The sequence below is a fragment of the Kitasatospora sp. GP82 genome (genome assembly GCF_029892105.1).
GTDB lineage: Bacteria > Actinomycetota > Actinomycetes > Streptomycetales > Streptomycetaceae > Kitasatospora.
In genome coordinates this window covers 12,425-34,733 of record NZ_JARZAJ010000008.1, presented here as the reverse complement: position 1 = coordinate 34,733, position 22,309 = coordinate 12,425, and the positions used below count along the sequence as shown (strand labels likewise).

The 22,309-nt window shown below is 69.8% G+C and carries 16 protein-coding genes; 3 read left to right on the top strand and 13 right to left on the bottom strand.

Annotated elements, in window-relative coordinates; all coding sequences use genetic code 11:
• Positions 1-135 precede the first annotated feature (135 nt).
• Positions 136-2,697, top strand: a complete 2,562-nt coding sequence (gene pepN, locus P3T39_RS10325; protein ID WP_280697119.1) for an aminopeptidase N — start codon at positions 136-138, stop codon at positions 2,695-2,697.
• Between the two features lie 46 nt (positions 2,698-2,743).
• On the opposite strand, the gene P3T39_RS10320 is transcribed toward pepN, so the two are convergent.
• From P3T39_RS10320 to acnA, 4 genes are all read right to left on the bottom strand, one after another.
• Positions 2,744-3,694 carry a carbohydrate ABC transporter permease gene (locus tag P3T39_RS10320; protein ID WP_280697118.1) on the bottom strand — a complete coding sequence of 317 codons (951 nt, stop codon included), beginning with the start codon at positions 3,692-3,694 and terminating at the stop codon, positions 2,744-2,746.
• A 13-nt stretch (positions 3,695-3,707) separates the two neighbouring features.
• Positions 3,708-4,640 (bottom strand): sugar ABC transporter permease, encoded by a 933-nt coding sequence (locus P3T39_RS10315; RefSeq protein ID WP_280697117.1) that lies wholly within the window; start codon positions 4,638-4,640, stop codon positions 3,708-3,710.
• A 131-nt stretch (positions 4,641-4,771) separates the two neighbouring features.
• On the bottom strand, positions 4,772-6,178 hold the full coding sequence (gene ngcE / locus P3T39_RS10310; RefSeq protein ID WP_280697116.1) for an N-acetylglucosamine/diacetylchitobiose ABC transporter substrate-binding protein: 1,407 nt from the start codon (positions 6,176-6,178) through the stop codon (positions 4,772-4,774).
• A 412-nt stretch (positions 6,179-6,590) separates the two neighbouring features.
• Positions 6,591-9,236, bottom strand: a complete 2,646-nt coding sequence (gene acnA, locus P3T39_RS10305) for an aconitate hydratase AcnA (protein WP_280697115.1) — start codon at positions 9,234-9,236, stop codon at positions 6,591-6,593.
• A gap of 424 nt (positions 9,237-9,660) precedes the next feature.
• Between acnA and P3T39_RS10300 the strand changes: the two genes are divergently transcribed.
• Entirely contained in the window at positions 9,661-10,065 is a 405-nt protein-coding gene (locus P3T39_RS10300; protein WP_280697113.1) for a type II toxin-antitoxin system VapC family toxin, read from the top strand.
• A 309-nt stretch (positions 10,066-10,374) separates the two neighbouring features.
• On the opposite strand, the gene argF is transcribed toward P3T39_RS10300, so the two are convergent.
• The 3 genes from argF to P3T39_RS10285 all read right to left on the bottom strand — a co-directional run bounded on the left by argF (position 10,375) and on the right by P3T39_RS10285 (position 15,705).
• Positions 10,375-11,376 carry an ornithine carbamoyltransferase gene (argF, locus tag P3T39_RS10295; protein ID WP_280697112.1) on the bottom strand — a complete coding sequence of 334 codons (1,002 nt, stop codon included), beginning with the start codon at positions 11,374-11,376 and terminating at the stop codon, positions 10,375-10,377.
• Positions 11,377-11,470: 94 nt separating this feature from the next.
• Positions 11,471-14,074: a polynucleotide kinase-phosphatase gene (locus P3T39_RS10290; protein WP_280697109.1), complete on the bottom strand. Its 2,604-nt coding sequence runs from the start codon at positions 14,072-14,074 to the stop codon at positions 11,471-11,473.
• The gene (locus P3T39_RS10285; protein ID WP_280697108.1) at positions 14,071-15,705 is read right to left on the bottom strand and encodes a 3' terminal RNA ribose 2'-O-methyltransferase Hen1; all 1,635 of its coding nucleotides are present in this window, start codon (positions 15,703-15,705) and stop codon (positions 14,071-14,073) included. The genes P3T39_RS10290 and P3T39_RS10285 overlap by 4 nt, the downstream gene beginning before the upstream one ends.
• A gap of 215 nt (positions 15,706-15,920) precedes the next feature.
• Here P3T39_RS10285 and dapD point away from each other — a divergent pair, with 215 nt between their 5' ends.
• The gene (gene dapD, locus P3T39_RS10280) at positions 15,921-16,919 is read left to right on the top strand and encodes a 2,3,4,5-tetrahydropyridine-2,6-dicarboxylate N-succinyltransferase (RefSeq protein ID WP_280697107.1); all 999 of its coding nucleotides are present in this window, start codon (positions 15,921-15,923) and stop codon (positions 16,917-16,919) included.
• 297 nt (positions 16,920-17,216) lie between these two features.
• On the opposite strand, the gene P3T39_RS10275 is transcribed toward dapD, so the two are convergent.
• The 6 genes from P3T39_RS10275 to P3T39_RS10250 all read right to left on the bottom strand — a co-directional run bounded on the left by P3T39_RS10275 (position 17,217) and on the right by P3T39_RS10250 (position 22,012).
• On the bottom strand, positions 17,217-18,335 hold the full coding sequence (locus tag P3T39_RS10275) for a DUF6099 family protein (protein WP_280697105.1): 1,119 nt from the start codon (positions 18,333-18,335) through the stop codon (positions 17,217-17,219).
• A gap of 192 nt (positions 18,336-18,527) precedes the next feature.
• Positions 18,528-18,872 (bottom strand): nucleotide pyrophosphohydrolase, encoded by a 345-nt coding sequence (locus P3T39_RS10270; RefSeq protein WP_280697104.1) that lies wholly within the window; start codon positions 18,870-18,872, stop codon positions 18,528-18,530.
• Between the two features lie 46 nt (positions 18,873-18,918).
• Complete coding sequence (locus tag P3T39_RS10265) at positions 18,919-20,319, bottom strand: ATP-binding protein (RefSeq protein ID WP_280697103.1); 1,401 nt, start codon at positions 20,317-20,319, stop codon at positions 18,919-18,921.
• A 120-nt stretch (positions 20,320-20,439) separates the two neighbouring features.
• Positions 20,440-21,258: a putative RNA methyltransferase gene (locus tag P3T39_RS10260; protein ID WP_280697102.1), complete on the bottom strand. Its 819-nt coding sequence runs from the start codon at positions 21,256-21,258 to the stop codon at positions 20,440-20,442.
• An 89-nt stretch (positions 21,259-21,347) separates the two neighbouring features.
• Positions 21,348-21,779, bottom strand: coding sequence for a fic family toxin-antitoxin system, toxin component (locus P3T39_RS10255; protein ID WP_280697101.1), 432 nt, complete (start codon positions 21,777-21,779; stop codon positions 21,348-21,350).
• The gene (locus P3T39_RS10250) at positions 21,776-22,012 is read right to left on the bottom strand and encodes a toxin-antitoxin system HicB family antitoxin (protein ID WP_280697100.1); all 237 of its coding nucleotides are present in this window, start codon (positions 22,010-22,012) and stop codon (positions 21,776-21,778) included. Before P3T39_RS10250 ends, P3T39_RS10255 begins: the two co-directional genes overlap by 4 nt.
• Between the last annotated feature and the right edge of the window lie 297 nt (positions 22,013-22,309).

Sequence of the window (22,309 nt, the reverse complement as noted above, 5' to 3'; positions counted from 1 at the left end):
ATCACAACGCCGCCGCCCCGGACCTGATTCCGTGTGACCTGTGCAATGGCACGGCGGGGACTGCGTGAAAGGATGCCCCCAAGGAAGACCTCCGAGCACCCCGTGTGCGAGCAGCCGGACAAAGGAGTACCGCCAGTGCCGGGCAAGAACCTGAGCCGCGAGGAAGCCCAGCAGCGGGCCGGCATCCTCAGCGTGGACAGCTACCGGGTCCACCTCGACGTGACCTCCGCCGTGGATCCGACGGCCGCCACGTTCCGCTCCACCACCACGATCTCCTTCCGCAGTTCCGCCCCGGGCGCCGCCACCTTCGTGGACCTGCTGGCCCCCGCGGTACGGTCCGTCACCCTCAACGGCCGTGCCCTGGACCCGGCCACGGCCTTCGACGGCGCCCGGGTCGCCGTGGACGGACTCGCCGAGCAGAACGTCCTGGTGATCGAGGCGGACTGCGCGTACAGCCGGACCGGCGAGGGCCTGCACCGCTTCGTGGACCCGGTGGACGGGGAGACCTACCTCTACACACACTTCGAACCGGCCGACGCCCGGCGGGTGTTCGCGAACTTCGAACAGCCGGACCTGAAGGCGCCGTTCAGCTTCACCGTGACCGCACCGGCCGCCTGGGACGTCTACAACAACGCGGTGCACGAGGACGTCACCGCCGAAGGGGGCGCCCGCGTCTGGCGGTTCGCGCCCACCAAGCCGATCTCCACCTACCTCACCGCCGTGGTGGCCGGCCCCTACCACGTCGAGCGCGACCACTACAGCCGCAAGCTCGCCGACGGCAGCACTCTGGAGATCCCGCTCGCCGCGACCTGCCGCAAGTCGCTGGCCCGCTACTTCGACGCGGACGAGATCTTCACCGTCACCAAGCAGGGCCTGGACTTCTTCCACCAGGAGTTCGACTTCCCCTACCCGTTCGGGAAGTACGACCAGTGCTTCGTGCCCGAGTACAACATCGGCGCCATGGAGAACCCGGGCTGCGTCACCTTCCGCGAGGAGTTCGTCTTCCGCTCGAAGGTCACCGAGGCCGCCTACGAGGGCCGGGCCAACGTCATCCTGCACGAGATGGCGCATATGTGGTTCGGCGACCTGGTCACCATGAGGTGGTGGGACGACCTCTGGCTGAAGGAGTCCTTCGCCGACTTCATGGGGTCGTTCTCGCAGGTCGAAGCCACCAGGTACCGGTCCGCCTGGACCACCTTCGCCAACCGGCGCAAGGCGTGGGCCTACCGGCAGGACCAGTTCCCCACCACCCATCCGATCACCGCGGACATCCGCGACCTCGAAGACGCCAAGCTGAACTTCGACGGCATCACCTACGCCAAGGGCGCCTCGGTGCTCAAGCAGCTGGTCGCCTATGTCGGCCGGGACGCCTTCTTCGAGGGCGCCCGCCAGTACTTCAAGCGGCACGCCTACGGCAACACCGTGCTCGGCGACCTGCTCGGCGTACTGGAGCGGACCAGCGGGCGCGACCTGACCGCCTGGTCCGCCGCCTGGCTGCAGACCGCCGGGGTCAACTCGCTCACCCCGCAGCTCACCACCGATGCCGAGGGGCGGATCACCGAGTTCGCCGTCGCCCAGGACGGCGCGACGCCGCGCCCGCACCGGGTCGCGATCGGCCTCTACGACCGCGACCCGGCCGGTGCGCTCACCCGCACCCACCGGGTCGAGCTGGACGTCCACGGCGCCCGCACCGTCGTCTCCGAGCTCGCCGGACTGCCCCGGCCCGCGCTGGTGCTGCTCAACGACGACGACCTGACGTACTGCAAGATCCGCTTCGACGACCGCTCGCTGGAGACCCTGCGCTCCGGACTCGGCGAGATCACCGACGACCTGTCCCGGGCGCTCGCCTGGTCGGCGGTCTGGAACCTCACCCGGGACGCGCTGATGCCGACCCGCGACTACCTCGCCCTGGTGCTGCGCTTCGCCGGGCAGGAGTCGGACATCGGTGTGCTGCAGTCGCTGCACCAGCAGGCCAAGACCGCGCTCGACGTGTACGCCGACCCGTCCTGGCGCGCCGAGGGCGCACGGCTGCTGGCCGAGGGCGCGCTGCGCGAACTGCGCGCCGCCGCACCGGGCAGCGACCACCAGCTGGCCTGGGCCCGCTTCCTGGCGCAGACCGCCGGCACGGACGAGCACCTCCAGCTGCTGCGCGGCCTGCTGAACGGGAGCGCCAGGATCGACGGCCTGGAGGTGGACCAGGACCTGCGCTGGTCGCTCTGGCTGGCGCTGGCCTCCAACGGCGCCGCGAATGCCGACGAGCTGAACGCCGAGCTGACGGCGGACAACACCGCCAGCGGCAAGCAGCACCTGACGGCGTGCCTGGCCGCACTGCCGACCGCCGAGGCCAAGGCCGCCGCCTGGTCGGCGGTGATCGACTCCGACGAGCTGCCCAACGCCCTGGTGGAGGCCCAGATCTCGGGCTTCAACCAGCCGGGGCAGCGCGAGCTGACGGCCGGCTACACCGACCGCTACTTCGGCCTGCTGGAGGACATCTGGGCCCAGCGCAGCATCGAGATCGCGATGCGCATCGTGGGCGGCTTCTTCCCGCGGTACCAGACCGACGAGCAGACGCTGGCCGACGCCGACGCCTGGCTGACCGGGCACCCCTCGGCGGCACCCGCCCTGCGCCGACTGGTCCTGGAGTGCCGCGACGACCTGGCCCGCGCCCTGCGCGCGCAGGCCTGCGACCGGGGCTGACGCCGGCAGCCGGGCAGCGCCCCCGGGTGGCTGCCCGGCTGAGCTCCTACTTGAGCGTGGCGGACGTGAGTCCGGACTGCACCTGGCGCTGGAAGGACAGGTACACCACCAGTACCGGCAGCATCGCCATCGTCATACCGGCGAACAGTGCCGGTGCGTCGCTCTTGTACCCCGACTGCAGAGCCAGGTTGACCAGGCCCTGGGCGAGCATCGAGTGGTCGGCCTCGCCCGCCGAGGTCGGCTGCATCAGGGTGACCGGCAGGATGTACTGGTTCCACTGGCCGAGCACATTGAAGATGCCGACGCTGATCAGGCCGGGCTTGGCCAATGGCACCATCACCTGGAAGAACGCCCGGGTGTGCGAGCAGCCGTCCAGCATCGCGGCCTCGTGGACGGCGGTCGGCAGCGACCGGAAGAAGGAGTGCAGGAAGAACACGGTGAACGGCAGCGAGTACGCCACGTACACCAGGATCAGGCCCAGATAGCTGTTCAGGCCGAGCAGCGGGGAGATCTCACCGAGGTTCCTGACCATGAAGAACAGCGGGACCAGGGCCAGGTAGACCGGGAACATCGCACCGGCCACGAAGAAGAAGTAGATCAGCCGGTTGCCCTTGAACTCGTACCGGGCGAGCACATAGGCCGCCATCGCACCGAGCAGCATGGTGAGGGTGAGCGAACCGGCCAGCACGATCAGGGTGTTGGCGAAGAATCCGCCGATGTGGCCCTTGGTCCAGGCACTGCCGAAGGCCTTGAAGCTCCAGTGGCTCGGCCAGCTCCAGGCACTGCCGTTGATCTGGGCGTCGGTCTTGAAGGAACCGAGCACGACCCAGAGCAGCGGGAAGACGATCAGCACGGCCCAGAGGGCGAGGAAGCCGTGCGAGAAGACGTTCAGCACTCCCCCGCTGTCGGCGAAGCGCTCCGCCCGGCCGGCCGGCCTGCTGCCGCTGGCCCGTTCGGGGGCCGTGACGGGGGCGGTCTTTTCGATGCTGGTACTCATGCCATGGCCCCGCTCAGTACTCGATCCGCTCGCGCCGGGTGACCCGCAGCGAGACGACGGACAGGATGAGGGTGAAGAAGAAGATCACGACACCCATCGCGCAGGCGTAGCCGGCCTCACCGAAGGCGAGGAAGTTGCGCATCAGATAGGTGGACATCAGCTCGCTGTGGTGGTCGGGGCCACCGCCGTAGGTACGGCCCGGCGTCATACTGGCCACCAGCGCGAAGGCGTCCATCGCCACGATCGCCAGGTAGACCCAGGCGGTCTGCACGGTCTCCCAGAGCAGCGGCAGGGTGATCCTGAAGAAGGTCTGCCCGCGCCCCGCACCGTCCAGCAGGGCGGCCTCGTAGATGTCCCTGGGGACCGACTGCATCGCCGCCGAGAAGAGCACCAGGTAGAAGCCGACACCGCTCCAGACCAGCACCCCGAGGATGCACCAGAGCACCAGGTCGGGGTCGGAGAGCCAGGCCACCGGGTGCTGGGCGTCCGCCAGGCCGAGCTTGATCAGGACGCCGTTGGCCAGTCCGCTGCCGTCCGTGCGGTAGACCGCCTGCCAGAGCACGGCGAGGATGGCGATCGAGAGCACCTGGGGGAAGAAGAAGACCACCTTGTAGAACCCGGCCCCGCGCACACCCTGCACGCCCCCCGTGCCGCCCCTGCCGCCGACGTTGAGCATGAAGGCGAAGAAGAGCGCGATCAGGATGGTCACGATCGGCAGGACGGCGAGCAGGAAGACGTTGTGCCACAGCGCGCCGAGGAAGACGTCGTCATCGAGGAGCTTGCTGTAGTTGTCCAGCCCGACGAAGTCCATCTGCTGGCTCTGCCCCGACCAGTCGGTCAGGGAGTATCCGAAGGTCTGCAGGTAGGGCCAGAGCACCAGGCCCACGTACAGCACGATCGGAAGAATGAGAAACCCCACGATGAAGGGGTACTTGCCGTGACGCATCGCCACATCTCCTGTCCGTCAGGCGCAGACACGCCGGGGGCCGCCATCGGCCGGCCCCCGGGTGCCACCGGTTCCCCCTCCTGCCCGCCGACGGGCGGGAGGGGCCCTTCGCCGGTCTGAGACCGACCGGCCTAGGCGGTCTTGTTCTTGGTCGCCGACTCCTTGGCACGCTTGATCCACTCGTCCGGACCGATGCGCTTGGCCATCAGCTCGCCCGAGGCGTTCTGCAGGTCCTCGTCGAACTTGCTGGCGGTGTTCGGGTACTGGTAGTTGAAGGTGTTGGCACCGGCCGCCTTCAGGGCCACCACGGTGGACTGGGTTCCGGGGCGCAGCTTGACCTCCGGGCCGACGCCGTCCTTGAGGCAGGTGAGGCTGTTGGCGACCTCGGCGAACTTGCCGGAGGCCTCCTTGGTCAGCATCATCCTCAGGAACTCCAGCCCGCCGGACACGTTCTTGGCCTGCCTCGGCACGATGAACGGCTCGCCCGCGCCCGCCCGGATCGCTTCGAACGGCAGCTTGTCGCCGGGCAGCGACGGCATCGGCAGGAAGGTCATGCCGAAGTCGGCCGGGGTGGAGGGCAGTTGCTCGTTCTCCAGCCAGGATCCACTGGGGATGAAGGCGGCCTTGTACTGGTTCCAGGCGGTCTGCGCCTCGATGTGGGTCATGCCGTTGGTGCCGGGGAGCAGGAAGTCCTTGTCGACGACCTGGTAGAACGCGTCGATGGCCGTCTTGACGGCCGGGTCGTCCCAGGCCGACGCGTCGAGGCTGTCGATCCGCTTCATCAGGTCGAGACCGCCCTGCTTGGCGATCATGTCCAGCATGGCGACGTTGATGTAGTACGGGTACTTGCCCTGGTGGGCCAGCGGTGCGATGCCGGCCGCCTTGATCTGACCGCAGAGCGTGATGAAGTCGGGCCAGGTCTTCGGCGCCGTCCAACCGTGGTCCTTGAAGAGCTTGTCGGAGTACCAGAGGCCGAAGACGGTGTAGACGTAGGAGAGGTTGTACACCTTGCCCTTGATGGTGCCCGAGTCGATGGTGCCGGGCATCAGCACGTCGCGGACCTTCTTGGACGGGTCGTCGAGGTACGGGGCGTCCAGCAGCGGCTGGAGATCGGTCAGCTGGTTGGACTCGACCAGCACGTCCAGCTTGATCTGCTTGTTGCCGGAGTCGTCGATGACATCCGGCGGGCTGCCGGCGTTGAAACGCGGCTGGAGCTTGCCGGTGACGTCCTTGTCGGCCTGCTGGTTGATCTTCGCGTCGGGATAGGTCTTGGCGTAGATGGCCGCGAACGCCTTGAGGTACTCGCTGCCGAAGCCGCCGTCGAAGATGAAGGCCTCGAGACCCGCCTTGCTGTCCACGTTGAACGGGTTCTTGGTGTCGGCCAGGTCGTAACCGCCGCTCTTCGCCCCCTTGGTGCCACTGCCGCCGGTGCCACCGGCACAGGCGGCGAGCACGGAGCCGCCACCGGCCACGAGCACGGCGATACCGGCGGCGCGCTTGAAGATGTCACGGCGGTTGTACTCGGTTGCAGAGCCCATAAGTGCCCTAACCCCTCGCTGTCCGGAGATGCAGTCAGGTTATGACGGTTCGTCAATTCCCGCTGTTGGGGCGCGCCCAGCGGCGAAAGTGCCGGTCAGGGGCGGTTGCTTTGATGCGCAAAGGTATAGTCCAGCGTTCACCTGGCGGCAATAGCCCGACCGCCCGATGTGACCTGTGACGGTCAAAGCGTTGTCGGCGGTGCAGCATGTGCAATCCGCAGGGAGCCTGCATATTTGCCCCGGCGCCCCGCCGACACCCGAGAAGTTAGCGCGTTTATGCGCAGTTGACCATAGAAACGAACAGTTTCGCGCAGCAAGCGTCAAATCGTGATGCCTGGGGCCGGAAAGCACAAGAGGCCGGTACCCGCTCGAGTCGAGCGGGTACCGGCCTCCTGGCCTGGCTAGAGCATGCTCAGCCGATGAGGCTGCGCAGCACGTACTGCAGGATGCCGCCGTTGCGGTAGTAGTCCGCCTCGCCGGGGGTGTCGATGCGCACGACCGCGTCGAACTCGATCTCGCCCGCCTTGACCTTGACGGTCGCCGGGGTGCGGCCCTCGTTGAGCTCGGTCACGCCGGTGATGGAGAAGGTCTCCTCGCCGGTCAGGCCGAGGGAGTCGGCGGTCTGGCCCTCGGGGAACTGCAGCGGCAGGACGCCCATGCCGATCAGGTTCGAGCGGTGGATGCGCTCGTACGACTCGGCGATGACGGCCTTGACACCCAGCAGCGCGGTGCCCTTGGCGGCCCAGTCGCGGGACGAGCCGGAGCCGTACTCCTTGCCCGCCAGAACGACCAGCGGGATGCCGGCGCCCTGGTAGTTCTGCGAGGCGTCGTAGATGAACGACACCGGCGCGTCGGCCTGGGTGAAGTCGCGGGTGTAGCCGCCCTCGGTACCCGGCGCGATCTGGTTGCGCAGACGGATGTTGGCGAAGGTGCCGCGGATCATCACCTCGTGGTTGCCACGGCGGGAACCGTACGAGTTGAAGTCGCGCTTCTCCACACCGTGCTCGGTGAGGTACTGCGCCGCCGGGGTGCCCGGCTTGATGTTGCCGGCCGGGGAGATGTGGTCGGTGGTGACCGAGTCGCCCAGCTTGGCGAGGACGCGGGCGCCGGCGATGTCGGTCACCGGGCTCGGGTCCTTGGCCATGCCCTCGAAGTACGGGGGCTTGCGGACGTAGGTGGACTCGGCGTCCCACTCGAAGGTGTTGCCGGTCGGGATCGGGAGCGACTGCCAGCGGTGGTCACCGGCGAAGACATCCGCGTAGTCCTTGGCGAACATCTCCTGGTCGATCGAGCCGGCGACGGTCTCGGCGACCTCCTGCTCGGTCGGCCAGATGTCGGCGAGGAAGACGTCGTTGCCGTCGGCGTCCTGCCCCAGGGCGTCGCGGGTGATGTCGACGTTCATGTTGCCGGCGAGGGCGTAGGCGACCACCAGCGGCGGGGAGGCCAGGTAGTTCATCTTGACGTCGGGGTTGATCCGGCCCTCGAAGTTGCGGTTGCCGGAGAGCACCGAGACGACGGCCAGGTCGGCGTCGTTGACGGCCTTGGAGACCTCCTCGGGCAGCGGGCCCGAGTTGCCGATGCAGGTGACGCAGCCGTAGCCGACCAGGTTGAAGCCCAGCTTCTCCATGTAGGGGAGCAGGCCGGCCTTCTCGTAGTAGTCCATGACGACCTTGGAACCGGGCGCCAGGGTGGTCTTGACCCAGGGCTTGACGTGCAGGCCCTTCTCCACGGCCTTCTTCGCCAGCAGGGCGGCACCCAGCATGACGGAGGGGTTGGAGGTGTTGGTGCAGGAGGTGATCGAGGCGATCACGACCGCGCCGTTGTCGATCTCGTACGAGGTGCCGTTCTCGGCGGTGACCGCGGTCGGCTTGCTGGCCTCGGCCGAGTAGGTCGGCAGCGCCTCGGCGAACCTGTCAGCGGCCTCGGCCAGGACCACGCGGTCCTGCGGGCGCTTCGGGCCGGCGATCGACGGGACGACGGTGGAGACGTCCAGCTCCAGGTACTCGGAGTAGACCGGCTCGACCGACGGGTCGTGCCACAGGCCCTGCTCCTTGGCGTACGCCTCGACCAGGGCGAGCTGCTGCTCGCTGCGGCCGGTGAGCTTGAGGTAGTTCAGGGTCTCGGCATCGATCGGGAAGATCGCGCAGGTCGAGCCGAACTCCGGCGACATGTTGCCGATGGTGGCGCGGTTCGCCAGCGGGATGGAGGTGACACCCTCGCCGTAGAACTCGACGAACTTGCCGACCACACCGTGCTTGCGCAGCATCTCGGTGATGGTGAGCACCAGGTCGGTGGCGGTGGCACCGGCCGGCAGCTGGCCGTTGAGCTTGAAGCCGACCACGCGCGGGATCAGCATGGAGACCGGCTGGCCGAGCATCGCGGCCTCGGCCTCGATGCCGCCGACGCCCCAGCCCAGCACGCCCAGGCCGTTGACCATGGTGGTGTGCGAGTCGGTGCCGACGCAGGTGTCGGGGTACGCCTGGCCGCCACGGACCATGATGGTGCGGGCCAGGTGCTCGATGTTCACCTGGTGCACGATGCCGGTGCCGGGCGGGACGACCTTGAACTCGTCGAAGGCGGTCTGGCCCCAGCGCAGGAACTGGTAGCGCTCCTTGTTGCGGCCGTATTCGATCTCGACGTTCTGGACGAAGGCGTCCGGGGTACCGAACTTGTCGGCGATGACGGAGTGGTCGATGACCAGCTCGGCCGGGGCCAACGGGTTGATCTTGGCCGGGTCGCCGCCCAGCTCCTTGACGGCCTCACGCATGGTGGCGAGGTCGACCACACACGGCACACCGGTGAAGTCCTGCATGATCACGCGGGCCGGGGTGAACTGGATCTCCTGGCTCGGCTGGGCACCGGCGTCCCAGTTGCCGAGCGCGCGGATGTGGTCGGCGGTGATGTTCGCGCCGTCCTCGGTGCGGAGCAGGTTCTCCAGCAGCACCTTGAGGCTGTACGGCAGCCGCTCGGAACCCTCGACGGCGGAGAGCTTGAAGATCTCGTACGACTCGTCGCCCACCTGCAGCGAGCTGCGGGCGTCGAAGCTGTTCGCGGACACGACTGACTCCTTCTAGGTGCTTCGTGCGGTGCGTGGGGTTGGTGTGGACCACACGATCCGAACCGAACGGCCCGTCAATCCCACCCATCGAGCGATACAGTGAGATAAGGTAAGCCTTAGCTAACTCACCCTCGCAAGGATGGGAGGCCTGTGCCTCTCGGCAAGTATCTTGACGTCAAGATAAATCATAGTGCGGAGTTATCTCGATGTCGAGATAAACCATAGTGCATGCCCACGCGAGTCTGACGTACAGGCATGCCCTTGAAGCCGATCCGACGGCGCCACCGCGATACGTCTCCAAAACTTCCCTCGCCGGTCCCGTCGCGCAAGTCCTGAGCGCGCGGGCCCCGGCCCGCCCGACCTGCGACCGGTCCGGTTACGGTGGGCCGAGTCCGCCGATCGCCGCCGCCCAGGGAGCCCGCCCGTGATTGTTGTCGATGCCTCCGCGCTGGTGCTGGCGCTTGCCGACGAAGGCGAGCGGGGCGACGCCGCGCGGGCCGAACTCGCGGCGGACGGCGAGTGGGCGGCCCCGGAGCATGTGGTGATCGAGGTGATGCAGTCGCTGCGCGGGCTGTACCTCGCCCGGGAACTCGACGCGGCGCGGGTGGCCGAACTGGCGGCCGAGCTGCCCGGCCTGGCGATCCGCAAGGTGGAGGTCGCACCGCTGCTCGGGCGGATCTGGGAGCTGAAGGACAACCTGACGCCCGACGACGCGGCCTATGTCGCCGTCGCCGAGCAGCTCGGGGCACCGCTGGTGACGGCCGATCTACGGCTGATGCGAGCGAGCGGTCCGCGCTGCGAGATCCGGGGCATCGCTCCGGCCCGGTGACGCGGCTCGGCGCACTCCGGGCGGTGCGGGGCCGACCCGGCCTCCCCGGGTCCGCGCTACCAGAACATGGCGGACCCGGTGCGACCCTCCGCCGCTCCGGCCCGTCCGGACGACCGCAACGAAGTACGGATCACGGTCCGCACCGACCAGCAGGGCGGCGGAGCGGCGAGCGCCGCCGTCGGGTGGGCCTTTCGGCCGGGGCGAGGCGAAGTCGCTCGTGTTCCACGCCGGCACCCCGGTCGGCCCGCGTACTGCGAGCGACCGGGCAGCCTGCGTGAACGTGGACTTCTGACCGCCCGAAGGCGTCGGTCAGGAGCCCAGAGTGGCGACCAGGACGGCCTTGATGGTGTGCAGCCGGTTCTCCGCCTGGTCGAAGACGATGGAGTGCTCGGACTCGAACACCTCGTCGGTGACCTCCAGTTCGGTCATGCCGGTGACCTCGTGCAGCTGCCGACCGACCTCGGTGCCGAGGTCGTGGAAGGCCGGGAGGCAGTGCAGGAACTTCACGGCCGCGTTGCCCGTCGCCCGGACCGTCTCCATGGACACCTGGTACGGCTTCAGCAGCGCGATCCGCTCGGCCCAGACCTCCTTGGGCTCGCCCATCGAGACCCAGACGTCGGTGTAGAGGAAGTCGGCACCGGCCACCCCGGCGGCGATGTCCTCGGTCAGGGTGATCCGGGCACCCGTGGACTCGGCGAGCGAGCGGGCCGCCTTCTGCACGTCCTCGGCGGGCCACAGCTGCCTGGGCGCGACGATCCGGATGTCCATACCCAGCAGGGCGCCGGTGACCAGCAGCGAGTTGCCCATATTGGAGCGTGCGTCGCCGAGGTAGGCCAGGGCGACCTCCCCGAGCTGCTTGGTGGTGTGCTCCTGGATGGTCAGCACGTCGGCCAGCATCTGGGTGGGGTGCCACTCGTCGGTGAGCCCGTTCCACACCGGGACGCCCGCGTACTCGGCCAGCTCCTCGACGATCTCCTGACCGTGGCCCCGGTATTCGATTCCGTCGAACATCCGGCCGAGAACCCGGGCGGTGTCCCTGACCGACTCCTTGTGGCCGATCTGCGAGCCCGCCGGGTCCAGGTAGGTCGTGCAGGCACCCTGGTCGTGGGCGGCCACCTCGAAGGCGCAGCGGGTGCGGGTCGAGGTCTTCTCGAAGATCAGCGCCAGGTTCTTGCCGCGTAGCCGCTGCTGCTCCGTCCCGGCGTACTTGGCGGCCTTGAGCTGCGCGGAGAGATCGAGCAGGTGGTGGAACTCCTTCGGGGAGAAGTCGAGCTCCTTGAGGAAGTGCCGGTTCCGGAGGTTGAAGGCCATGCCGGGCTCCTGAAGTGACGGGGACACTGAGACGGGAAGTGTATACGACACTATGAATTTCTATGCAGAATAGGTCAGGAGCCCGGCCGGGTCGTCACAGACGCGGGTCCACCGGCTCCGACTCCAGGGCCAGGACGGCGAACACCGGCTCGTGCACCCGCCACAGCGGCTCACCCGCCGCCAGCCGGTCCAGCGCCTCCAGACCGAGGGCGTACTCGCGCAGGGCGAGCGAACGCTTGTGGCCGAGCGAACGCTGCCGCAGCTGATCCAGGTGCTGGGTGTAGTCCGGGCCGTAGATGATCCGCAGATACTCCCGGCCGCGGACCTTGACACCCGGCTGGACCAGCCCGCCGGGCCTGCCCTCGCCGGCTCCGCGCCGGACCAAGGAGGCCAGCGGCTTGACCACCATGCCCTCACCTCCGGCGGCGGTCAGTTCCTCCCACCAGGCGATGCCGGCCGCTGTCGACGCCTCGTCCGAGGTGTCGACCACCAGGCGGCCGGTGCGCTGCAGGATCGGCGCCTTCGGGTCGTCCGCCGCGACCAGCCGGTCGATCCGGGCAAGGTGCTCGTCGTGCGGGCGCACGGCGAGGTTCGCCCCCTCGGCGGCCAGGACCTGGAACGGCGCGAGCCGGATGCCCGCCAGGCCGTCGGTCGGCCAGCAGTAGCGGCGGTACGCCGCGGTGAACGCCTCTGCGTCCACCGCCCGCTGCCGCTGCCGGTCCGTCAGCTCGCCGAGCTCCAGGCCACGGCCGGACGCCTGCTCCAGCGCGGCCAGTACCTTCGGCAGCGTCGCACCCGCCGCCGCGCCGACGGCCGCGTACTGGCGGCGCAGCAGCTCGGCGGCCTTGAGCGACCATGGCATCAACTCGGCGTCCAGCAGCAGCCAGTCACTGGCCAGTTCCTCGAACAGACCAGCCCGCTCGGCGGCGGCGCGGACCCGGTCCAGCACCGCACCGGTCAGCTCCTCGTCGCTGAGGAAGGCCCGCCCCGTCCGGGTCCAGATCGCGCCGGGCCCCTCGACACCGAACCGCTTCTCCAGCGCGGCACCGTCCCTGGCGACCAGGACGACCGCGCGGGAGCCCATGTGCTTCTCCTCGCAGATCACCTGCTGCACCCCGTCGTGGCGGTAGGCGAAGAACGCCTCCTCCGGGTGCTCCAGGTAGCCCTCGCGGCGTGAGGTGGAGCTGGGCGCCATGGTCGGCGGCAGATAGGCGAGCAGCCTGGGGTCGAGCGCGAAGCGGCTCATCACCTCCAGTGCCGCCGCGGCGTTCTCCTCCCGTACGGCGACCCGCCCGTGGTGGGCCGTCTCCACCGCCCGGCGCCCGGCCACGTCGGCCAGGTCCAGCGGGCGGCCCTCCCGCGCGCCGGGGGCATCGCTGTGCATCGGGCGGACGGGGGCGTACCACTGCTGCTCGGCCGGCACGCCGACCAGCTCGCGCTCCGGGTAGCGCAGCGCGGTGAGACTGCCGCCGAAGACGCAGCCGGTGTCCAGGCAGATGGTGTTGTTGAGGAAGCCCGCCGACGGGACCGGGGTGTGTCCGTAGACCACCAGGGCCCGCCCCCGGTACTCCTCGGCCCACGGATAGCGGACCGGCAGACCGTACTCGTCGGTCTCACCGGTGGTGTCGCCGTAGAGGGCGTGCGAGCGCACCCGGCCGGAGTTGCGGCCGTGGTACTTCTCCGGGAGCCCGGCGTGGCATACCACCAGGTTGCCGCCGTCCAGCAGGTAGTGGCTGACCAGGCCGCGCATGAAGGCGCGCACCCGGGTGCGGAACTCCTCGCTCTCCCCCGCCAACTGGTCCAGCGACTCCTGGAGGCCGTGCGAGACGGTGACCTTGCGGCCGTCCATCCAGCGGCCCAGCTTGTTCTCGTGGTTGCCCGGCACGCAGATGGCGTGACCGGCGGCGACCATGCCCATCACCAGACGCAGCACACCCGGGGTGTCCGGGCCGCGGTCCACCAGGTCGCCGACGAAGACCGCCGTCCGTCCTTCGGGGTGCACGGCATCGACCGAGCGCCCCTGCTCGTCCCGGTCGAGGGTGTAGCCGAGGCGCACGAGCAGCGTCTCCAGCTCGGACCGGCAGCCGTGGATGTCTCCGATGATGTCGAACGGACCGGTGAGGTGGCGCAGATCGTTGTAGCGCTTCTCGATGACGATCTCGGCGGCGTCCACCTCGGCCTCACCACGCAGGATGTGGACCTTGCGGAAGCCCTCTCGCTCCAATCCCTTGAGCGAGCGGCGCAGTTCACGCTGCTGGCGGGTGATCACATGCGCGGGCAACCGGCGGTCCGGGCGGCTGCTGTTGCGCTCGGCGCAGACGCCCGGCGGGACGTCGAGGACGATCGCGATCGGGAGCACATCGTGCTCCCTGGCGATCTGGACCAGCCGACGGCGGGACCCCGGCTGGACGTTGGTGGCGTCCACCACGGTCAGCCGTCCGGCGGCCAGCCGCTTGCCGAGGATGTAGTTCAGCACGTCGAAGGCGTCGCCGGAGGCCGACTGGTCGTTCTCGTCATCGGCGACCAGACCGCGGCAGAAGTCGGAGGACACCACCTGGGTCGGCCGGAAGTGCTTACGGGCGAAACTGGACTTGCCCGAACCGGTGGTGCCGACCAGCACGACCATCGAGACATCGGTGACGGGCAGGCGGCGGCTGTGGGCCCCGGTCGTGGCGGGTGCCGCGGTCGTGGCGGTCATCGGGTCACGCTCCCTTCGGTGGTGGCCACGCGCTCGGTTTCCAAGGACCGGCTCTCGGAGACTCCGAGCCGGAAGAGGGCGAGCTGGGTCGGCGCACCGACCTCCTCGTCGTACGGGCCGACGGGACGGACGGTGACGCTGTAGCCGTACGTACGCGCCACCCGCTCCACCCAGGCCAGGAACTGAGCCCTGTCCCACTCGAAGCGGTGGTCCGCGTGCCGGACGTGTCCGGCCGGGAGGGTCTCCCAGCGGACGTTGTACTCGGCGTTGGGCGTGGTCACCACGACCGCACCGGGGCGGGCCGCACCGAACACCGCGTACTCCAGAGCGGGCAGTCTGGGCAGATCGAGGTGCTCGACGACCTCGGAGAGCACCGCCGCGTCGTACCCCTTGAGGCGCGCATCGGTATAGGTGAGCGCCCCCTGGACCAGCCTGACGCGGGACGACTGACGCTCCGGCATGCGCTCGATCCGCAGTTTGCGGGCCGCCGCCGAGAGCGCCCGCGAGGACACGTCCACGCCGAGCACCTCGGTCACCCGGGTGTCCTTGAGCAACTCGCCCACCAACTCGCCCTGTCCGCAGCCGAGATCGAGCACTCGGGCTGCACCTGTCTCGCCCAGGGCGGCCAGGATCGCCGCCCTGCGCCGGACCGCGAGCGGGACGTGCTTCTCGCCCTCCTCGTCCGCTGCCCCCTCGCTGATCGGCCTCTTCCCGCTCTCCGCTCCCTCCTCGGTCTCCGCGCCCTCCTCGGTGCTGTCCTCCACCGCGTTGTCGAGTTCCTCGGCCTCACGGTCGTCGGCCTCGGCGAGCCGGGCGAGTTCCAGTCGTTCCAGCGCCGTCCGGGCCAGCGACCAGCGGCGTGCCAGGTAGCGACGGATGATCAGGTTGAGCTCCGGGTGCTCGGCGAGCCAGCCCTCCCCGGCATCGAGCAGCTTGTCGACCTCGTCCGGCGCGACCCAGTAGTGCTTCGAGCCGTCCAGCACCGGCAGCAGCACATAGAGCTGCTGAAGCGCGTCGGCCAGCCGCACGGTGGCGGTCAACTCGACCCTGACGTAGCGGGACTCGCCCCACTCCGGGAAGGTCTCGTCCAAGGGGATCGCCTCGGCCTCGACCTGCCAGCCGAGCGGCTCGAAGAGCCGACCGACCAGCGCCGCACCGCCCGTCTCGCCCGCACCCGCCGCACCCGCCGCGCCTCGTGCGCCGCTCGCCGGCACGGCCGGCACGGCCGGCAGCGAGATGCGCAGCGGCAACGGTTGATCGGCCAGCCCCGGCCTGGTCTCGCAGACGCCCTTCATCGCCGTACGGAATACCGTCCGCAGGGCCACCGCGAGCAGCGAGGAGGCAGCATAGGGGCGGTCGTTGACGTACTGGGCGAGCGCGCCCGCACCCGAGGCTGCCGTCGGCGAGCCGCCGCGCCCCTTGCCGCGGCCCTTGCGCACCAGCGCGATCGGGTCGACGTCCAGGAGCAGCACCGCCGTGCAGGCTTCCTCGGTCGCCTCGGGGTAGAAGACGTGGGCCTCACCGTGGGAGGTCGAGAACCGCTGCACCTTGTCGGGGTGTTTGTGCAGCAGAAATCCCAGGTCACTGGCGGGGCGCTCGGCCGTTCCTGTGGTGGAGATCGAGATGAACACCCGTGCGAGTATCGCCGACCTCCGGCCGCCTCAGCACGCGGTTTTACCCGTGTCTTCCTTGCAAGTCCCGTCCCAGCCGCTGCCGCGCCACTTTCTGCTCCTCCTTCACTTCCTCCCTTGCTCGGCGATCTCCCGGACGGTCTCCCCGATTCCGTCCGGCCCAGCGCTGTCCGCTCGGTGAGCGCATTCGGCAGCCGGGGCCGGGATTCGTTAACGTGCACGATGTGACTGCTGAAACCTCCACCCTCGCAAGCGGTGCCGTCGCCGTCGGTCTGGCCACCATCGCCACCGACGGGACCGTCCTCGACACCTGGTACCCCGCTCCCGAACTCGTCGCCGAGGCCGGCCCGGCCGGCACCGTCCGGCTGTCCGCCGAGGAGGCCGAGGCGGCTCTCGGCGCAGGCGCCTCGGACGCGCTGCGCAGTGACGCCCGCCGGGGTGTCGAGGTGGTCGCGGTGCGCACCACCATCTCCTCGCTCGACGAAAAGCCGCTGGACGCCCACGACGCGTACCTGCGCCTGCACCTGCTGAGCCACCGCCTGGTCAAGCCGCACGGCCAGAACCTGGACGGGATCTTCGGCCTGCTCGCCAACGTCGCCTGGACCAGCATCGGCCCGGTGCCGGTCGAGAACGTCGAGCAGGCCCGGCTCGCCGTCCGCGTCCAAGGCGGCCAGCTGGCCGTGTACGGGATCGACAAGTTCCCGCGGATGACCGACTACGTCGCCCCGTCGGGTGTCCGGATCGCGCACGCGGACCGAGTCCGCCTCGGCGCGCACCTGGCCGTCGGCACCACCGTGATGCACGAGGGCTTCGTCAACTTCAACGCCGGCACCCTGGGCACCTCCATGGTCGAGGGCCGGATCAGCGCGGGCGTCGTGGTCGGCGACCACAGCGACATCGGCGGCGGCGCCTCGATCATGGGCACCCTCTCCGGCGGCGGCAAGCAGGTCGTCGCGGTCGGCGAGCGTTGCCTGCTCGGTGCCAACGCCGGCATCGGCATCTCGCTGGGCAGCGACTGCGTGGTCGAGGCCGGTCTGTACGTGACCGCCGGCACCCGGGTCACCACCCCCGACGGCAAGATTGCCAAGGCGGTCGAGCTCTCCGGCCAGGACAACCTGCTGTTCCGCCGCAACTCGCAGAGCGGCGCGGTCGAGGTGATCGCCCGGTCCGGCTCGTGGGGCGGTCTCAACGCGGAACTGCACGCGCACAACTGATCTCCTCCTCCTGCCGGGCCCTCGGCGCCGTCTCCGCGACGGCACCGGGGGCCCGGTGTCATTTCCTGGACGGGGCTCTCACCGCAGCCACAACCGCAGGCCCAGCCCCAGCCCCTGTGCACACCCGTGCTCCCGGCGGCCACGCCACGCGCATGCCCTAGCCGAGCCCGCCGCCGTGCCGCAAACCGCTCTCACCCCTGCGGCTTACGGGAGGCGGGGGTTGGACCTCATCGAGTGGTCGGGGGTGACCGTGCACCACAGCCGCTCGTTCAACCGACGGCGTCGACATCCGCCGCCTCACACCGCACTACCGAGCTGGAGGGGTCCCCTCATGTCCGAGATCTGGTCCGAGGCGCCCGTCGCACCGCAGACAGCAGCCGACACAGGCGTGCCCGCCGCCACCGCCGCTTCCGCCCCCACGCCCAAGAGCCTGCTGGAGCAGATGCAGGAGCTGCTGGCCTCCGTCAACGACTCCCTGGCCGGGCTCGGCGCCGATCTGCGTTCCTCCGGGACGCAGTCGGCCGGTGACCGGCCCTCCGGCTCCCAGCCGATCGGTGCCCAGCCCGTCGATGCCCAGTTCTCCGGCGGCCGGGCCGTGGACAGCGTCGGGGCCGCCGAGGAACCGGCCTCGGCCGACAGCTCCACCGATTCGTCCGGCCCGGGCCGGTAGCCGCACGCCGCTCCCGGCGGGGCCAGCGGGATGACCAGGGTCGGCAGGCTCCCTTCCGAGTACCGGTCGATGACCGGCCCGGTCCCCGCAGCACCCGGCTCCGCAACCAGGCCCAGTCCCCCGCCCGCTGCGGCACCGTGCCGGTGCCTGTCACGGCGCTCGTGGTCCTGCCGCTGTCGGCGGTGGTCCCAGTCCTCGCCGTCGTCGTCCTCGTACCAGTCCTGCCCTTCGTCCGGGGACTCCGCTCCGCCGTCCTCCGACTGCTTGCGCACCGTCCTGAGCAGCTCGGCCACCAAGTCCTTGCACTCGGCCCCGGCGTCCACCCCGTCGATGCACCGCCAGTAGAGGCTTTCGGCGTCCGCGCCGCAGGCCAGCACCACCAGCGTCTCGGCGACCTCGTGCAGGAGCCGGCCGAGCTCGTCGAGCACCGGTTCCAACTCGCCCAGCTCATCCAGCCGGGCCGCCCGCCCGGTGCCGCCCCACTCGCCCCGGCTCCACTCCTGGTCGGCACCGTCGTCGGCAGCTGCCTCCGTGGTCGGCTGCTCCAGGCAGCCGACCGTATGGGCCCCGGCATCGCAGAGCAGCTGGCCCAGCGCGCCGGTCTCCCCGGACTCGCGTTCGGCGATCCGCGCCCCGACGGCCTCGGTGAGCAGCCCCGCCTGCCAGGCTTCGGCGAGTGCGTCCGGCACACTTCTGGCCTCCGCCAGCGCATGTCGAGCCGTCTTGATCAATCGCAGCGCGTCCATAACCCGGCCGCTCCCCTCGCTTGCGTCGAACCGCCATTCCGACGGTGGGTCACGGCGCAAGCGTGCTGCGGGCATCGGCTCCGCGCAGCACTCCCTCAGAACCTGTGGACAACTCGGCCCTGTGGAAAACTCATGTCACCCACGGGAGTGAAAATCACTGCGCTCCAGCAGGTCATTCCGATGATCCGACAACTATCCGACCCGATCGTCGCCCGCCCGCGGACCCCGTTCCGCCACCGGAAAACGCACTTCGTTCCGCTCGATCTTCGCCGCCAGCGCATCCAGCGGATCCACTCCCACCGCCGTGCAGAACTGCAACAGGTACGCCATCACATCGGCGACCTCGTCCCTGACCCGGTGCGCACGATCGGGCTCGGCCATGACCGTCGACGCCTCCTCGGTCGTCAACCACTGGAAGATCTCCAGCAGTTCGCCCGCCTCCACGCTCAGCGCGGCCGCGAGGTTCTTCGGTGTGTGGAACGGCTGCCAGCCACGGGCAGCCGCGAAATCCGTGAGCCGCTGCTGCAGCTCTCCCAAGGTCGGGCCCGCCGGGCCCGTCGTCTGATCACTCACGCACTCAGGTCTACCCCATCGCCGAAGCCTCGGCGGCACCGTCCGCTGCGGTCCCGTCGGCCACCGCCTTCGCAGCACCCGACGCACCCGACGCAGCACACCCGTCGGCCCCGTCCCCACGCGCCGACTGCACCGGCACCCTGGACGGTTCGGGCCGCAGCACGCTGTGCCCGGTGGCCGGATCCCGGCGGCACTCGACCAGCTCAGCACCGCCGACCTCCCGCGCGGCCGCGGGATCATGCAGGGCGGCGAGCAGTCGGACATCCCCCTTCTCGCACACCTCGCGCGCCACCCGCAGCAGGGCGGCGATCTGATCGTTCGCCAGCCCGGCACCCAGGTCCTCTGCCAGTACGGTGAGTTGGCGGTGTGCCAGTGGAACCTCGGCGGCCGGTTCCACATCCAGCACCCCCGCCCCGGTGAGCAGCACGGCGGCGAAAGCGAGCAGCCGCAGCATGCCGTCCGAGGCCTGGTCCGCGCCCGTCCGCCCGAGCACGCCCTCGTCGAAGACGGCGAGCAGCCGCTCCTGCGCCTCGGGACCGCGACGGGCCACGTCGAGGCCGAGCAGCGGGTGTGGAGCCGCCGCCTGGACGGCCTTGAGCAGCCTTCCGTAGCGGCGGGTGCAGTCGCTCTTGACCCTGGCCAGGACGGGGGAGATGTTGGCGGCCGAACCGAGCAGTCTGGCGTCCGGATCCGGCTGGGCCCAGTCGCGCATCAGGGCCGGTACGGGGTGCAGCGGGAAGACCTCGCGCAGGGCGGTGAGAAGTTGCTCGGCGGCCGCGAGCACCTTGCACTCCCCCGCGGAGGAACCGGCCACCCGGAGCGGAATCTGGGTGACGATCAGACTGTCGCTGGGGAACGGCGCCCGGATGTCGCCCTGCCGAGTGTCGTTGTGCCACGTGACGTTGACCTTTCCGTGGGCCACGTCCTGCTCGCCGGTCTCGACCAGCGTCTGCCCGGCGCAGGTGAGCCACTCCCGGGCGACCCTGACCCGGCCGTCGGTGCGCACCACCAGCTCCAGCCTGATCGGCCCAGCGCAGGAGCGGACCGTGCAGCCGAGGATGATCGCGTTGCGGCCGTGCGGCACACAGCCGAGCAGCCCGCCCCTCACGGGCAGGGCCAGCGGTCCCGCAGTGCCGCCGAGACCGTCCAGCGACGGTCCGACCGGCTCCCCCAGCGCCAGCCGGGAGAGCACGGCCAGCGCGTCCAGCGCATTCGACTTGCCGACCCCCGATGGCCCGTACAGAACGGTGAACGGGGAGAGCGCGAGCGTCGTCCGGCGGTACGACTTGAAGGAGGTGAGCCGGAGCTCCTCGACGGCGGGGCGGGCCGAGGGCTTCCCTGCCGGGATTCCGACCCCCTGAACGGCTTTTCCGACCGGCTGGACGGCGGACTTGACGGCATCGCTGGTCACCCGGGGCACCTTAGCCCGCAGCGGGAGAGGCGAAACGTCCCTGCGCGCACCATTCATCCCAATGGGGTGTCAGGTCAGTCCGTCGCGACCAGCCGGACGGCCTCACCGGCACGTCCGGCCTCACCGATACGTCGTCACCTGGACCGAGCCGGTGACCTCGACCGGCTCCGGCAACTCGGCCAGGGCGGCGGTGAGGGCATCGGGGTCGGTGTGCCAGGCGTTGGGGCCCATCGCCACGACGGCTGCCGCGTCGGCCCGGGACAGGCTGAGCCGGAACTCGACCTCGACGCGATCGGTCCTGTCCAGCCAGGGGCTCAGCTTCTCGTCGATCCGGCGTTCCTTCTCCTCGTCCACCGACAGCAGGCCCAGGGCTGCGACCAGTTCGCGCAGGTGCCGGGAGGTCGGCGAGACGAGCAGCAGCCGGCCGCCCGGGCGCAGCACCCGCCGGATCTCCGGCCCGTTACGGGGCGCGAAGACGTTGAGTACCAGATCGGCGCAGGCGTCCTGGAGCGGAAGCGGCCGCCAGGCGTCGCAGACCACCGCACCGATCCTGAGGTGCGCCTTGGCGGCCCGGCGCAGTGCGTACTTGGAGATGTCGAGGGCGGCGCCCACGCCCTGGACCTGCTCCAGGACGTGCGCGAGGTAGTAGCCCGTACCTGCTCCGAGGTCCACCACAAGGCCGTCGGTGGGGCCTGCCGCCGTGGCGAGGGCCTCCGCGATCGGACGGTAGTGGCCGGCGGTCAGGAAGTCGCCGCGGGCCGCGACCATGGCGGCGGTGTCCCCGGTGCCGGTGTGCGCGTCACCTGCCAGCAGGCTGACGTATCCCTGCTTGGCCTGGTCGAAGCTGTGACCTGCGGGGCAGCGCAGGGTGCGCCCGTCGAGAGCCAGCTGCTGTGCGCAGTGCGGGCAGGCCAGATAGCGCTCGATGTCCTGCAGCAACGTCCGTGGTTCCTCGCCGTGTGGGGTGAAACCCCCAGCCTAGTCGGCTGCCGTCGCCACCCCGCGCGCGGAGCGAGCGCGGGGTTGGCTCAGTCGGCGTCGCCCTCGTCGCCGTCGTCGTCCCCCCGGACCTCTTCCCCCTCGGCCTCGTCCACCACCCAGGCGGCCAGCCGCTCGGACACCCCGCCGACGCCGAGCTTGCCCTCCCGGATCGCCCGCGCGAGGCTGCGCACCTCGCGCGCCGTGGTGGCGACGCTGCAACCGCTGGCCACCAGGTACGCATAGGCGACGGCGGTGGCGAAGAGCTCATTGCTCCGCTCCAGCGCCGGGACGCGGATCAGCTGGTGCATCAGCGCGGCCGCCCGGTCCTGCGGCTCGGGATAGACGGCGATGTCGAAGATCTGGGCCTGGTGGCGGGCTACCGCCGCGAGCAACGATCCGTAGTCGGTGACCTGCGGATCGCCGGGGGTGTACTGCTCGGCCGTCATGAGCAGCCACGAGAGGTCCACCTCCAGGTTCAACGGTGCACATCCTGAAGGTCGCCGCCGGACCCGAATTCGGCGAGGAAGGCCGACTCGTACTCCTTCATGAACTGCGCGGCGGCGTCGACGAACGTGCGCCCGCTCTCGCCCATGTCCTGCCTGACGAGCCGTTCGATGTACTGGTTCATGCTGATCCCCTGCTGCTCGGCGCGCTCACGCGCGATCTCGGCGGTGGCCGCATCCACCCGAACGTTCAGCTGCTTCTTCGCCATGGACTCAAGCTAGCGCTCAGGTGCTAGCACAACAAGGGCGCATTCCAGCCTCCCCGCGCCCCCCAGCGCCGGACGGCGCGAAGGAACCTCCCCTCCGAATCACCTGCCGAGACCGGATTCCGGCCAACGCCGGACGCACTCGGGAGGTCTCATACCCATGGCCACCGAAGATCAGCCGCCCGACCGCGAGGGCCCGCCCCACCGGAACGACGGCCGACGCCCCGTCGGACACACAGGGCCGCAGCCGAGCCGACAACGCGCTTCCGGCCGATGGACTTTGCATGTCTTCGACAGATT

Bases quoted from the DNA above. Each gene is read 5' to 3' on its own strand.
- P3T39_RS10320 (WP_280697118.1), bottom strand. From the start codon at position 3,694: ATGAGTACCAGCATCGAAAAGACCGCCCCCGTCACGGCCCCCGAACGG.
- P3T39_RS10315 (WP_280697117.1), bottom strand. From the start codon at position 4,640: ATGCGTCACGGCAAGTACCCCTTCATCGTGGGGTTTCTCATTCTTCCG.
- ngcE (WP_280697116.1), bottom strand. From the start codon at position 6,178: ATGGGCTCTGCAACCGAGTACAACCGCCGTGACATCTTCAAGCGCGCC.
- argF (WP_280697112.1), bottom strand. From the start codon at position 11,376: ATGGCCTTCAACCTCCGGAACCGGCACTTCCTCAAGGAGCTCGACTTC.
- P3T39_RS10290 (WP_280697109.1), bottom strand. From the start codon at position 14,074: ATGACCGCCACGACCGCGGCACCCGCCACGACCGGGGCCCACAGCCGC.
- P3T39_RS10275 (WP_280697105.1), bottom strand. From the start codon at position 18,335: ATGGACGCGCTGCGATTGATCAAGACGGCTCGACATGCGCTGGCGGAG.
- P3T39_RS10250 (WP_280697100.1), bottom strand. From the start codon at position 22,012: ATGGCGAAGAAGCAGCTGAACGTTCGGGTGGATGCGGCCACCGCCGAG.